Source organism: Mesorhizobium sp. B2-1-8 (genome assembly GCF_006442545.2).
Taxonomy (GTDB): domain Bacteria; phylum Pseudomonadota; class Alphaproteobacteria; order Rhizobiales; family Rhizobiaceae; genus Mesorhizobium.
Map to the genome: position 1 here is coordinate 1437109 of NZ_CP083952.1, position 13626 is coordinate 1450734.

10 protein-coding genes and 1 pseudogene are annotated in these 13626 nt (G+C 63.1%); 9 read left to right on the plus strand and 2 right to left on the minus strand.

What is annotated here, in order from left to right; all coding sequences use genetic code 11:
* The first annotated feature begins 43 nt into the window (after positions 1 to 43).
* From FJ970_RS07055 to phoB, 8 genes are all read left to right on the plus strand, one after another.
* Complete coding sequence (locus tag FJ970_RS07055) at positions 44 to 280, plus strand: hypothetical protein (RefSeq protein ID WP_140754557.1); 237 nt, start codon at positions 44 to 46, stop codon at positions 278 to 280.
* Positions 281 to 867: 587 nt separating this feature from the next.
* Positions 868 to 5418, plus strand: coding sequence for a PAS domain-containing protein (locus FJ970_RS07060; RefSeq protein WP_140754553.1), 4551 nt, complete (start codon positions 868 to 870; stop codon positions 5416 to 5418).
* Between the two features lie 533 nt (positions 5419 to 5951).
* Entirely contained in the window at positions 5952 to 7007 is a 1056-nt protein-coding gene (pstS, locus tag FJ970_RS07065) for a phosphate ABC transporter substrate-binding protein PstS (protein ID WP_140754551.1), read from the plus strand.
* A gap of 66 nt (positions 7008 to 7073) precedes the next feature.
* Positions 7074 to 8057: a phosphate ABC transporter permease subunit PstC gene (gene pstC / locus FJ970_RS07070; protein WP_140754549.1), complete on the plus strand. Its 984-nt coding sequence runs from the start codon at positions 7074 to 7076 to the stop codon at positions 8055 to 8057.
* A 3-nt stretch (positions 8058 to 8060) separates the two neighbouring features.
* Positions 8061 to 8912 (plus strand): phosphate ABC transporter permease PstA, encoded by an 852-nt coding sequence (gene pstA, locus FJ970_RS07075; protein ID WP_140754547.1) that lies wholly within the window; start codon positions 8061 to 8063, stop codon positions 8910 to 8912.
* On the plus strand, positions 8909 to 9712 hold the full coding sequence (pstB, locus tag FJ970_RS07080; protein ID WP_140754545.1) for a phosphate ABC transporter ATP-binding protein PstB: 804 nt from the start codon (positions 8909 to 8911) through the stop codon (positions 9710 to 9712). The genes pstA and pstB overlap by 4 nt, the downstream gene beginning before the upstream one ends.
* Before the next feature lie 25 nt (positions 9713 to 9737).
* The gene (phoU, locus tag FJ970_RS07085) at positions 9738 to 10445 is read left to right on the plus strand and encodes a phosphate signaling complex protein PhoU (RefSeq protein WP_140754543.1); all 708 of its coding nucleotides are present in this window, start codon (positions 9738 to 9740) and stop codon (positions 10443 to 10445) included.
* 19 nt (positions 10446 to 10464) lie between these two features.
* Positions 10465 to 11154: a phosphate regulon transcriptional regulator PhoB gene (phoB, locus tag FJ970_RS07090; protein ID WP_010911896.1), complete on the plus strand. Its 690-nt coding sequence runs from the start codon at positions 10465 to 10467 to the stop codon at positions 11152 to 11154.
* Positions 11155 to 11275: 121 nt separating this feature from the next.
* Here phoB and FJ970_RS07095 read toward each other — a convergent pair.
* Together FJ970_RS07095 and FJ970_RS07100 are read right to left on the minus strand one after the other, a co-directional pair.
* A pseudogene (locus tag FJ970_RS07095) lies at positions 11276 to 11464 on the minus strand (sugar kinase); the annotation flags it as partial.
* A gap of 70 nt (positions 11465 to 11534) precedes the next feature.
* Positions 11535 to 12506 (minus strand): sterol desaturase family protein, encoded by a 972-nt coding sequence (locus FJ970_RS07100; RefSeq protein ID WP_140754541.1) that lies wholly within the window; start codon positions 12504 to 12506, stop codon positions 11535 to 11537.
* A 112-nt stretch (positions 12507 to 12618) separates the two neighbouring features.
* Here FJ970_RS07100 and FJ970_RS07105 point away from each other — a divergent pair, with 112 nt between their 5' ends.
* Positions 12619 to 13500, plus strand: a complete 882-nt coding sequence (locus FJ970_RS07105) for a LysR substrate-binding domain-containing protein (RefSeq protein WP_140754539.1) — start codon at positions 12619 to 12621, stop codon at positions 13498 to 13500.
* Positions 13501 to 13626: the final 126 nt, after the last annotated feature.

Genomic DNA, 13626 nt, shown 5'->3' on the forward strand with positions numbered 1-13626 from the left:
CCTGCTCGCGGCGTTGTGGTCGGTATCAGGCAGGAGGAACGCCATGGCCACGTTCAGGGAAATGAGGATACTGGAGATCGTCGAAGACGGCTCCCTGACTTCCGACCAGAAGATCGCCGAATTGCGCAAGATCGAATCCGAGGCGCGCGGGCTGCAGCGGGCTGCGACGGAGGGCCCGATGGGCGACGACGACGGCTGGCAGGACGATCTGCGCCAGGTTCGGCTTGCCCTCGACAGACTGGGGGCCAAGGAACCGAGGAAGGGCGCGGCATCGCTCTAGGACGCTGTCCGCTGGAGCGGTTCTGCGATCCTGTCAAATGCAAAGCCGTCCTAGTCGCAGACCATGCGAACCCTTTGGCCGGGTGCGCTCACGTTCCGGCATGCGAGTTGTTTTTCGGGGCCCGATGACGGCGGAGGCTGCGGCGATACCCCGGTCCGATGCCGTCGGTGCGGTGCAGGTTTCAGGACCTTGCGCTCGGAAACCCGTCCGGGTGGCTGGGGTGGCCCCGGAAAGGCGCCATTGTCCACCTGAGGCTGGTATTCGACATTGGGCGGCGGCCGGTCCCAGATCCGCCGGGCATCGAGCGGCCGCGGGATGATGACCGTGCCGTCATAGCTGCGCGAGCAGCCACCGCTGAAAAGCAGCGCCACGCCCAGCAAGAAAGGCACAATCCGTCCATACATTAGCAACACCCCTGCACATGCTTATAGCGCGGCCTCGCTGCGCGCCACAACCGGACGGAATAACGCAGAAGGAACCGGCCCGTTGCGCCGTTAAGGTTAGCGGATCGTTAATGCTTCTGCGGCACATTTCGCCGACGAACCGCGGAGGGAAGGTTCGACCTTGATTTTCGGGGTGGGGACAGCATGGCGGAATCGGACGAAGCAATCGGCGCGCGCGGCAAGCGCGAGCCCGGCAAGGCAGCCGCGCATGGCGGCGATGGATCGTCCGGCGTCGACATGGATTGCGCCGGCGCGCTTCGCCAGCTCGTCGAAGCGGCTTCGGACTGGACCTGGGAAACCGACGCGGAACTTCGCTTTTCCTGGCTTTCACAAGACTACCAGGCGGCGACGGGTATCGATCCGGCTGATGTGCTTGGCCGGTTCCGCTTCGATTTTCTCAATCAGGTCCTGAAGGGCAACCGCAGCGCGGCAGCGCATCTGGAGGATTTGCAGGCGCACCGGCCGTTCCGCGACTTCGTCTACGAACTGAAGGGTGGCCGCCCCGACTGCCGCTGGGTGCTGACGTCAGGCTTCCCGCGTTTCGACAGCGACGGAAAATTCGCCGGCTATCGCGGCATAGGCCGCAACGTCACCGCGCTGGCCAGCGCCTTCGAGGCCATGGAACCGCCAGCTGACGGCGAGTCCGTCCAGCATCTTGGCGATCTCGAGCGGACGATGGATGCCATGCATATGGGCGTCGTGCTCCTGGATGCCAGGCTCGACACGCTGATCGTCAACAAGGCCTATCGCGACCTCTCCGGGATTCCAGATGGGGCCGTGACCGTCGGCGCTCCGTTCAGTCTGTTGATGGAACTTAACCGCCGCAACGGCATCTATGGCGACATCGACGAAGAGCAATGGCAGCGCTACCTCGCCACCCGCGTCGAGGAGATCAGGGCCGGTACCGTCGCACCTCGGGAGTTTGTCCGCGCCGACGGGCGGACCATGATGTTCTCCGTCACCGCTCTGTCGGGAGGCAAACGCCTGCTGACCTACTATGAGGTCACCGAGGTCAAGCGTCGTGACGCCGAGATCGAGAATGCCAACGCCAAGATCGCCGAGACATTCGCCAATCTCCGCACCATGGTCGATCAGATGCCGATCGGCGTTCTCGTCCTCGATGCCGCCATGCGTGTCGAGGTCATCAACCGCGCCTTCTACGATTTCTGGCAGATCGACGCCCAGGACGCCGAGACCGGCTGCAGCTTCCGCGATCTGATGAACGCGAGCCGCGACACCGACCCCTATGGCTCGGACGACGCGACATGGCAGCGGCATGTCGCCGAGCGCGAGGCCGAAATCAGAGCCGGCACCGCCGGATCGTGGCAGTTCCCGTGCAAAGACGGCGGGACGCTGATCGCGTCGATGGCGCCGCTGGCCGGCGGCAAGCTGCTCATTTGCTATGTCGATGTCACCGACATGAAGGACCGCGAGGCCGAACTTGCCGAAGCGCTGGAAAAGGCGCGGCTGGCGGAGACCGTGATCAACGCCGTCGAGGATCCGATCTTCGTCAAGGACGACAATTTGCGCTTCGTCTTCGTCAACGAGGCCTTCGCGGCGCTGTTCAAGCAGGCGCCGCAAGCCATGCTTGGCAAACCGGGGGGCGATTTCCTCGGGCCGGCCGACGTCGCGTTGTTCGAAAGCAGCGAACGTGAGGTGCTGGCCAGCGGGCGGCAATATGAAGTGGAGGAAAACTTCGAGGCGGGCGGCGCCAGCCGTTCGCGCATCGTCAGGAAGAACCGCGTCCGCATGGCAAGCGGCCGCGACTATGTAGCCGGCTTTCTCTTCGACATCTCCGACATGAAGCGGCGCGAGACCGAAGCGCAGGAAGCGCGGAAGCATCTCGCCAACGTGCTGGAATCGCTGCCGGCCGGCGTTATCATCTACGATCGGGACGACAACTTCGTCTTCGCCAACCACAGGCTGCAGAATACGCTGCCGGCGCTGAAGCCCTTCTGGCAGCCCGGCCGCACTATCCGCGAAGCGCTGGAGTTCGGCCATTCGGTCGGCTATTTCCGTTCGAGCGGCGATCCTGGGATCGACAGCCTGTACGAAGTCGATTCCGAACGCTGGCTTGACGGCATCCTGGCCCGTTACCGTCTGCCGAATTCCTCCTATGAGCGCCTCAATTCGGATGGACGCTGGTACCAGGTCTATGACATGCGCACCGATGACGGCACGTTCATCGGCGTGCGCGTCGACATCACCGACCTGAAGAGTCGCGAGGCTGCGCTTCATCACTCGATGCGCCAGATCGATCTCTTCCGGCATGTCATGGACGAGTTGCCGGTAGCCGCCTTCATCAAGGCGCAGGACCTGAGCATCGAATTCGTCAACAAGGCCTGGTGCGCGCTGACCGGTCTCGCCAAGGATGATGTCATCGGCCGGACCGACCGCCAGTTGTTCAGCGGCGAGGAAGCAGAGGGCTTCAGCCAGGACGACACCGATGTCGTGACGAACGGCAGTGTGCGTGAGGTCGAGGAGCCCGTCACCCATCGTGACGGAACCGTGCGGCAGTTGATGACACGCAAGAGCCGTCTGGTGGCCACGGACGGATCGGTGCATCTGGTCGGCTCCAGCACCGACATCACCGACGTCAAGGCACGCGAGCAAGCTCTGGAAGAGAGCATGCGCGAGAACGAGGTGTTCCGCAGCCTGATCGACAATGTACCGGTGTCGATCTACGCCAAGCGCTCCGATCTCAGGCAGTTCTATGTCAACAAGGGCTGGTGCGACCTCACCGGCTTCAGCAAGCAGGAGGCGATCGGCAAGACCGACGTCGAAATCTTCGGGCCGGATGGCGAGGCCTTCGTAGCCAGCGATCTCGCCGTGCTGCGTACCGGCGAGACCCAGGAGATCGAGGAGACGGTGCGCCTTCCCGACGGCAGCGTCAGGCATCAGTTCGCCCGCAAGGGCGCTATGATCGCCTCCGACGGTTCGCTCTACCTGATCGGTTCGACCACGGACATCACGGAGCTCAAGCAGCGCGAGGCGGAGCTCAGCGAGGCGCGTCAGCGCGCCGTGCTCGCCGACCGCGCCAAGTCGGAATTCCTCGCCAATATGAGCCACGAGATCCGCACGCCGATGAACGGCGTGCTGGGCATGGCTGAACTCCTGGCCAAATCCAATCTCGACCCGAAGCAGAAGACATTCACCGACATCATCGTCAAATCGGGCAATGCGCTCCTGACCATCATCAACGACATCCTGGATTTCTCCAAGATCGATGCCGGCCAGTTGGTGCTCGACCCGGCGCCTTTCAATCTCGCCGAGGCGATCGAGGACGTGGCGACGCTGGTGTCGACACGGGCCAAGGAAAAGGATCTCGAGCTCATCGTGCGCATCGAGCCGCGGCTCGAAAGCCTGTTCATCGGCGATGTCGGCCGGATCCGGCAAATCGTCACCAACCTGCTCGGCAATGCGGTGAAGTTCACAGAAGAAGGCCACGTGCTGGTCGATGTGACCGGCGAACGGGTTCCGACCGGAACCAGGCTGACGATCTCTGTCACCGATACCGGCATCGGCATCCCCGAGGAAAAACTGAAACTGGTGTTCGAGAAATTCAGCCAGGTCGACACGTCGTCGACACGGCGCCACGAGGGCACCGGGCTTGGCCTTGCCATCACCTCGCGGCTGGTCGACCTGATGGGTGGCGACATCGGCGTCGAGAGCGCCGAAGGCAAGGGGTCGACCTTCTGGTTCACAGTGACGCTGCCTGGGGCCGGGCAACAGAACGGACAGCGCATCACGCCGGTGGACGTGACGGGCGCACGCGTGCTGATCGTCGACGACAATGCCGTCAACCGCGCCATCCTGACCGAGCAGATGACCTCGTGGACGTTCGATTCCTGCGCGGCCGAAAGCGGTGCAGAAGGCCTCAAGGTGCTGATCGCCGCGGCGGCCTATGGCGTGGCGGTCGATTGCGTCGTGCTCGACTATCAGATGCCTGAAATGAGCGGCGCCGAAATGGCGCGCATCGTGCGCGACACCGAGGGCCTCGCGGATACGCCGATCATCATGCTGACCTCGGTCGACCAGTCGCTTGCCAACACCAGCTACCGCGATCTTGGCATCGACGCGCAGCTGATCAAGCCGGCACGCTCCTCGGCGCTCCTGGAAACCTTGGTCGCGACCATTCAGCGCCATCGCCACGCCACCAGCGGCCACACCGTTCAGCCGCCAGCGGGCGAGGCGCTCGAGATTGCCCCGCGGGCCCCTCTGGCGATAGCCGAGCAGCGTGCGCAGCTGCAGCCGCCGCCGGTTCGTCCCAGGCTGCCTGCCTCCGGCGGCGGGCAAAGGCTGGATATCCTCGTGGCCGAGGACAATGAGGTGAACCAGATGGTCTTCACCCAGATCCTCGGCGAGACCGGCTACCGCTTCGAGATCGTCGCCAATGGCCGCAAGGCGCTCGACGCCTTCGGCACGCTCAATCCGTGCATGATCCTTATGGACGTCTCCATGCCGGAGATGAGCGGTCTCGAAGCGACGGCCGCGATCCGCCTGCTGGAGCAGGAGACCGGCACGCATGTGCCGATCGTCGGCGTCACCGCGCATGCGCTCAAGGGCGACCGCGAACGCTGCCTGGAGGCGGGCATGGACGACTATCTGCCCAAGCCGATCAGCCCCAGGGCTCTGCTCGAGAAGGTCGAGCGCTGGGTCGGCGCCGGCCGTCAGGTCCATCGCAACGCGGGCTAGCACCCGCGTCGCCGGGATTGCAGGATCCGGCGAGACAAAATCGAGGGAATCAGCTGCGGATTTGCTGCCACCCCTGCGTGCAATGGATATGGTGCGATCGCACCATATCCAAGGCGATGCCGAGCCGGGACAATAGCAAAATCGAATTCCGCCCTTCTCGGTTACGGGCGGGAGCAGCGACCGCCTGCAAGAAACAGCGTCACTCTACCCCAACGGACCTGTTTTTGGCGATGGCCCGGCCATGACACGCTCTGGCTGCGAGCAACGCGCTCCCGTCCGGATTTTTTTCACTTGGGAACGCCCGGTCGAATCCCGGGTCATTCCAGCCGTCGGACGGCTCAAGCCCCTGATTCCGGCGGTAAACCCGGACCGCGCCGCGGGCGCCCGACATCGGCGCCTTTCTCGGTCCGGGCGACGCGTTACCGGGCTGACATGAAACTGTCATGCGACTGTTATAATCGAAGGCTATTGGCCTCAGCGGGCGCCGGAGGAAATGGCGCCGAGAGACCATCTTCCGAACAGGAGCAGGCCACATGAGACATTTCATCCGCTCGGCGGCCGTTGCGATTGCAATGGCTGCCGCGTCCACCATCACCCTTTCCGCGGCAATGGCAGCTGACCTTTCCGGCGCCGGTTCCACTTTCATCTATCCGGTGTTCGCCAAGTGGGCCGACACCTACAAGAAGGACACCGGCATCGGCCTCAACTATCAGTCGATCGGTTCCGGCGGCGGCATCAAGCAGGTCATCGCCAAGACCGTGACCTTCGGCGCCACCGACAAGCCGATGTCCGACGCCGACCTCCAAAAGAACGGCCTAGTGCAGTTCCCGATGGTGATGGGCGGCATCGTGCCGATCGTCAACCTCACCGGCATCAAGCCGGGCGAACTGGTGCTTGACGGCAAGGCGCTGGCCGACATCTACATGGGCAAGATCACCACCTGGGACGACGCCGCGATCAAGGCGCTGAACCCCTCGCTCACCCTGCCGTCGACCGCGATCGCCGTCGTGCATCGTTCGGACGGCTCGGGCACCACCTTCAACTTCACCGACTACCTGGTGAAGCTCTCGCCCGACTGGAAGGACAAGGTTGGTTCGGACACTGCCGTGGAATGGCCCACCGGCGTCGGCGCCAAGGGCAGCGAAGGCGTTGCCAACACCGTCAAGCAGACCGACGGCGGCATCGGCTACGTCGAGTACGCCTATGCCAAGCAGAACAACCTCTCCTACTCCAAGATGCTGAATGCAGCCGGCAAGGTCGTCGAGCCGTCGCTCGAATCCTTCGGCGCCGCCGCTTCGAATGCCGACTTCAAGGGCGCGAAGAACTTCAACGTCATCATCACCAACGAGCCTGGCGACACCACCTGGCCGATCGCGGCTTCCACCTGGGTTCTGATCCACAAGACTCCGAGCGATGCCGCCGCCACCGGCGAAGCGCTGAAGTTCTTTGCCTGGGCCTATAAGGACGGCAAGGAAACCGCCAAGGCGCTCGACTACGTGTCGATCCCCGACAGCGTCGTCGACCTGATCAAGGCTTCGTGGAAGGCCGACATCCAGGCCGACGGCAAGCCGGTCTACGCAGGCGAGTAACATCACCCGAAGGAGCGCCGCTTCACGCGGCGCTCCTTTTTCTCAACACAAAGAGCCGAGCTTGACATGAGTGCTGTCCAGGAAGCCTTGCCAGCCATCAAGGGCTCGCGCGACGCCATCGTCAGACGTTTCGCGTTAACCGATTCGATCTTCCATGGGCTGACCCGCGCCGCCGCCATTCTCGTGCTGGTGCTGCTTGGCGGCGTTGCCATCTCGTTGTTTGCCGGTTCCTGGCAGGCACTGTCGACCTTCGGCTTCTCGTTTCTGACCAGCGAGAGCTGGAACCCGGTGACGGAAAAATTCGGCGCCCTGGCGCCTATCTATGGGACCATTGTCACATCGGCCATCGCCATCCTGATCGCCGTGCCGCTCGGCATCGGCATTGCCATTTTTCTCACCGAGCTTTGCCCGCGCCCCCTTCGGCGCCCAATCGGCATGGCGGTGGAATTGCTGGCCGGCATTCCTTCGATCATCTATGGTATCTGGGGCCTGTTCGTCCTGGCGCCGTTCCTGCAGACGACAGTGCAGCCCTTCATCATCAGCGTTTTCCATGGCATTCCCGGCCTTGGCAGCCTGTTTGCCGGTCCGCCCTACGGCATCGGCCTGCTGACCTCGTCGCTGATCCTCGCCATCATGGTGCTGCCCTTCATCACTTCGATCACCAAGGACGTGTTCGACACGGTGCCGCCGGTGCTGAAGGAGTCCGCCTACGGCATTGGCTGCACGACCTGGGAAGTGACACGTCGCGTCGTCATCCCTTACACCCGTATCGGCATCATGGGCGGCGTCATGCTCGGCCTTGGCCGCGCGCTTGGCGAAACCATGGCGGTGACGTTCGTGATCGGCAACGCGCACCGCATCTCGACCTCGCTGTTCGCGCCGGCAACGACAATCTCCGCGACCATCGCCAATGAATTCACCGAAGCCGTTGGCGACCTCTACACGTCCTCGCTGGTGGCGCTCGGCCTGATCCTGTTCGTCATCACCTTCCTCATCCTTGCGATCGCACGCTACATGCTGATGCGCATCGACGCCCGCACCGGAGCCTGACCGATGTCGACAGCCTCGTCGCTTCACAGCCGCCGCAAGGCCAGAAACTCGGTGATGATGACGCTGTGCGTCGCCGCCGCGGGCATCGGGCTTGCCTGGCTGGCACTGATCCTCGGCGCGTTGATCTACAAAGGCGTAGCAGGGCTCTCGCTTGATGTGTTCACGCAGATGACGCCGCCGCCCGGCGATGCCGGCGGCCTGCTGAACGCTGTCTATGGCAGCGTGGTGATGACGGTCATCGCCGTTATCGTCGGCACGCCAATCGGTGTTCTGGCCGGCACCTACATGGCCGAATACGGCCGCTTCTCGAAACTCACCACCGTGGTGCGCTTCATCAACGACATCCTGCTGTCGGCGCCGTCGATCATCATCGGCCTGTTCGTCTACGAATTGATGGTGCGGCCGATGGGGCATTTCTCGGCGATCGCCGGCGCCGTCGCTCTGGCCATCCTGGTCATCCCCGTGGTCGTGCGCACCACCGAGGACATGCTCAACCTGGTGCCGAACGCCTTGCGCGAAGCCGGCACCGCTATCGGCGCGCCGCGCTGGGTGGTCATCAAATCAGTGGCTTACCGTGCCGCACTTTCCGGCATCGTCACCGGCATATTGCTGTCGATCGCCCGCATCTCCGGCGAGACGGCGCCGCTGCTCTTCACCGCGCTGAACAACCAGTTCTGGTCGAGCAATCTCAACGCGCCGATGGCCAGCCTGCCGGTCACCATCTTCCAGTTCGCTCTCAGCCCCTATGAGGAATGGCAGCAGCTGGCCTGGACCGGCGCACTCATAATCACATTGACGGTTCTCGCGCTCAGCATCTTTGCGCGCAGCCTGACCGGACGCAGAGAGGACAAATGAGCCAGATGTTGTCTGCAGACATGACGATTGCCACCGAGGCAGCCGCCAAGGCGAAGATCGAGGTCAAGAACCTCAATTTCTACTACGGCCAGTCGAAGGCGCTGAAGGACATCACGTTGTCGCTGCCCGAGCGCAGCGTGACGGCCTTCATCGGACCGTCGGGTTGCGGAAAGTCGACGCTGCTGCGCGTCTTCAACCGCATCTACGAGCTCTACCCCAAGCAGACCGCCGAGGGTCAGGTGCTGCTCGACGGCCAAAATGTTCTCGACCGCTCGCAGGATCTCAACCTGCTGCGTACCAAGATCGGCATGGTGTTCCAGAAGCCGACACCGTTCCCGATGTCGATCTATGAGAACATCGCCTTCGGTGTCAGGCTCTACGAGAAGATCAGCAAGGCCGAGATGGACGGCCGTGTCGAACAGGCGCTGAAGCGCGCGGCACTGTGGACCGAGGTCAAGGACAAGCTGAACGCCAGCGGCCTCAGCCTGTCGGGCGGCCAGCAGCAGCGGCTTTGCATCGCCCGCACGGTGGCGGTGAAGCCGGAAGTCATCCTGCTCGACGAGCCGGCCTCGGCGCTCGACCCATTGTCCACCGCCAAGATCGAGGAACTGATCGACGAGTTGCAGGCCGACTACACGATCGTCATCGTCACCCACAACATGCAGCAGGCCGCGCGCGTCTCGAAGCAGACGGCTTTCATGTATCTGGGCGAACTGGTCGAATTCGACAAGACCGAGAAGATCTTCACGTCGCCTCGCGAGAAGCGCACGCAGGACTACATCACCGGCCGTTTCGGCTGATCTCACGCATACGAGGACCAGGATCATGGCCGAACACACAGTCGCAGCCTTCGACGAGGATCTCGGACAGATCAGCAGGCTGATCAGCGACATGGGCGATCTCGCCGGCACGATGGTCGGTGGCGCCACCAAGGCGCTGCTGAATTCGGACAGCGCGCTGGCACAGCGCGTCGTCTCCGACGACGCCATCATGGACGCGCGCCAGCGCGAACTCGACGACCGCGCCATCACCCTGATCGCCAAGCGCCAGCCGATGGCCGACGATCTGCGCCATGTCGTCGGCTCGATCCGCATGGCGGGCGATCTCGAGCGCATCGGCGACCTTGCCAAGAACATCGCCAAGCGCGTCGGCTCCGTCGGCCTCACCGCCACGCCGCGCGACCTGTCGCACTCGATCGACTCCATGGCGCAGCTGGTGCTGATCCAGGTGCAGGGCGTGGTCGAGGAATATGCGGCCGGCGATGCCGCCGCACTCGCCAAGCTCAGGAACGACGACGAACGCATCGACGTCAAATACACCTCGGTGTTCCGCGAACTCCTGACCTACATGATGGAGGATCCGCGCAACATCACGGCTTGCACGCATCTTTTGTTCTGCGCCAAGAACCTCGAACGCATCGGCGACCATGTGACCAACATCGCCGAGAATGCGTACTATGTGCTGACTGGCACGCAACTGCCCGCCAATCGTCCGAAGCAGGACGAGACGGCGATGTCGGTGCCGGCGGCTTGACGGCAGGGATGATCAATCGATGATCGCGCCACGCATCATGGTGGTGGAGGACGAGGAGCCGCTCGGTGTGCTCCTGCGCTACAATCTGGAATCGGAAGGGTACCAGGTCGAGGTGGTGACGCGCGGCGACGAAGCCGAGATCCGCCTCCAGGAGAACGTGCCCGACCTCCTGGTGCTCGACTGGATGGTGCCGGCGGTTTCCGGCATCGAGCTCTGTCGGCGCCTGCGAATGCGGCCCGAGACCGAGAGGCTGCCGATCATCATGCTTACGGCACGCGGCGAGGAGAGCGACCGCGTGCGCGGCCTTTCGACCGGTGCCGACGACTATCTGGTCAAGCCGTTCTCGACGCCGGAATTCATGGCCCGGGTCAAGGCGCTGCTACGCCGCGCCAAGCCGGAAGTGCTGTCCAGCGTGCTCAAGGTCGGCGACATCGTGCTCGACCGCGAATCGCACCGGGTCTATCGCAAGAAGAGCGAGATCCGGCTTGGCCCGACCGAGTTCCGGTTGCTAGAGTTCATGATGCGCCATCCCGGTCGGGTGTTCTCGCGCAGCCAGCTGCTCGACAATGTCTGGGGCGAGACGATCTATATCGACGAGCGCACCGTGGACGTGCATGTCGGACGGCTGCGCAAGGCGGTCAACAATGGCCGCATGCCCGACGTCATCCGCACCATCCGCGGCGCGGGCTACGCGATCAGGGAAGACTAGACGTCTGTCCCATCTCGGTGAGATCGGAATGGGGAGCGCCCACGTGTATGATTGTGCACCTTCCAGAGCAAAACAATCATGCATGCCGCGCCGATCACATGGAAGAAAAACAAATCCCGATGTCGAAGGAGATCGATTTCGAATGCTGGCCGCCGGCGGTGTGGGCGATCGCCTCGCGCAGTGCCGGCTCGATCAGGTCGAAGGCCGCCGCGCAGACGCCGACCATGGCGACGGGTGCGGGATCGATCAGCGCGAACAGGCTGCCCAGCCCATAACCCAGCGCCTCGCCGGCCTTGCCGTAAAGAGATCGGGGGCTGGGGCGGTCTGCGGCGTAAACCTGCCTGAGGACTTATATCACGTGCCCCTTCCGCCGGCATGACCTATAGCCGGCGCCGCGCGGCAAGACGCGCCTTCATCCGTGCCTTTGCCGATTCAGTGCCATCGTGGAAGGTGTCGAACCACTTGTCCCATGGCACTTCCAGCGTGCCGTAGTTCACCTCAAAGTAGCGATGATGAAGCTGGTGGTGGAAGGTGCCCAGGTCGACGCGCTTGCGCCCGGCCAGCCAGAGCCCTTCGAACCCGGTATGGGTGGTAATGGCGTAAAGGCCATAGAACATCAGGTGGCAGATAAGATGCATCGGGCTGGACGGAACAACGAAATGGACCAGCGCGGTTCCGAAATAGAAAATGTGTTCAACCGGGTGCATCGCAAGGCCCGACCACGGCCCCACATCAATATTGCGGTGATGCAGCGCGTGGATGCGGTAAAGGAGCTTCGTATGGAGCAGCCGGTGAATCCAGTAGAAGTAGAAACTCTCCCAGATCGGGATCAACAGGAAGAGGCCGACGAACCAGACCGGGTGGCCGGACCATGTTAGAGTCGGCGCATAGCCATTGGCCATCGCCCACCAGACCAGCGCCTCGTATGCCGACCAGATCGTTACGCCCGAAGCCAGCGACCAGAATACGTTGTCGGCCAGTTGGCTGTCGAAACTGAAGGCGCGCCCCTTGCGCGGGTAAGGGCGCGGATCAAACTTTTTGTCGGTGCCCTGCAACTGGTGGCGGTGAAAAACAAGATGCAGCCCCTGCGCTACAATTACCGTCAGGCCGAAGTTTCGTAGCCAGATCACCCCGATCCATAGCCCTGGCTCCTTCGCCTGGGCAAGCGTGGGGCTGGCCAAGGCATAAGCCGCGAAGGCCAGCCCCACGATGACGAGATTGATTGAGACAGGCAGCCAGCTTCCGACATACCAGCGAAAGATCGCTGCGAGGTTCAGCGGCCAGCGCCAGATCGGCGCAATCTCAATGGGCAGGCTGTCGGGGACGTGGTTCCATTCCTTCCGGTCTGACATCGATGTCGCTCTTTTCCGGCCGTGGTTCATGCGCAGGGTATTGCTCAGAAATTGACAACACAAAGAATATCTTTTCAGGTATTGGGGTCATTTTAATTGACGGTAAGATCTCATGAAAACACCGCACCCGACCTGGCTGCTCGCCTTCGAGGCGGCGGCGCGGTATGGCAGTTTCACCGCCGCGGCCACTGAGCTGAACCTGACCGCAGCGGCCGTCAGCCAGCATATCCGCCTGCTGGAAAAGCATGTCGGCGCGCGGCTGTTCGAGCGGCTGCCGCGCGGCGTTGCGCTGACGGATATCGGCCAGGCCTATGCCCAGCCGGTGCGCCAGTCCTTCGCCGAGTTGCAGCGGGCGACGGACGGTCTCTTCGCGCGCCCATCGCGGCGGGTGGTGCGGGTGCGCGCCTCGATCACTTGGGCGGCGTTGATCCTCGCGCCCCGGCTGGCCGATTTTCGGCAGGCCCATCCAGAGATCGACATCCAACTCTCCACCTTCGTCTGGTCCGATCGTTTTGAAGCCGGCAACAGCGATGTCGACATCCGCTGGGGGCACGGCGACTGGCCCGAGGGTGCGGTTCAACTGCTGGCCCATGAATCCGCGATCGTCGTCTGCCATCCTGCCGACACCGCCTGGTTGGCGGGGCGCCGGGACATCCGCGACTTCCCCTTTGCCTGCCTGCACCATGTGATCGGGTTTGAGACCGAGTGGCAGCGCCTGTCGGATCATTTCGGCCTCGCCCTCCCGGCCCCGCCGCAGCGTGCCCGCTACGATTCATCGCTGCTCGCGCTCTGGGCGATGACCACGGGCGGCGGCGCCATGATCGTTCTGGAGAGTTTCGCCAGGCCGTTTCTCGATTCCGGCCAACTGGTAGCGCCCTTGCCGCACCGCTTGCCCATAAGTGGCGCGCATTACATGGTGCAGGCCGACGGGGCGGGACGCAATGACGCGGTGCAGACCTTCTGCCGCTGGGCTGCGGCGCTCTACCCGGCCTGAACGCCGGTTTTGGGTACTGGCGCACGGCGGACCGCACCGCCGCCCGACGGGGGCTTAGAGCCGGATGATTTTAGGTCGAATCAACCTGAAATCTGAATCCTTCTCTAAATCGAAGAGATAGAGCAT

Coding starts and splice junctions, on each gene's coding strand:
- phoB (WP_010911896.1), top strand. CDS start 10,465: ATGATCGCGCCACGCATCATGGTGGTGGAGGACGAGGAGCCGCTCGGT.
- pstA (WP_140754547.1), top strand. CDS start 8,061: ATGTCGACAGCCTCGTCGCTTCACAGCCGCCGCAAGGCCAGAAACTCG.
- pstC (WP_140754549.1), top strand. CDS start 7,074: ATGAGTGCTGTCCAGGAAGCCTTGCCAGCCATCAAGGGCTCGCGCGAC.
- FJ970_RS07060 (WP_140754553.1), top strand. CDS start 868: ATGGCGGAATCGGACGAAGCAATCGGCGCGCGCGGCAAGCGCGAGCCC.
- pstB (WP_140754545.1), top strand. CDS start 8,909: ATGAGCCAGATGTTGTCTGCAGACATGACGATTGCCACCGAGGCAGCC.
- FJ970_RS07105 (WP_140754539.1), top strand. CDS start 12,619: ATGAAAACACCGCACCCGACCTGGCTGCTCGCCTTCGAGGCGGCGGCG.
- FJ970_RS07055 (WP_140754557.1), top strand. CDS start 44: ATGGCCACGTTCAGGGAAATGAGGATACTGGAGATCGTCGAAGACGGC.
- pstS (WP_140754551.1), top strand. CDS start 5,952: ATGAGACATTTCATCCGCTCGGCGGCCGTTGCGATTGCAATGGCTGCC.
- phoU (WP_140754543.1), top strand. CDS start 9,738: ATGGCCGAACACACAGTCGCAGCCTTCGACGAGGATCTCGGACAGATC.
- FJ970_RS07100 (WP_140754541.1), bottom strand. CDS start 12,506: ATGTCAGACCGGAAGGAATGGAACCACGTCCCCGACAGCCTGCCCATT.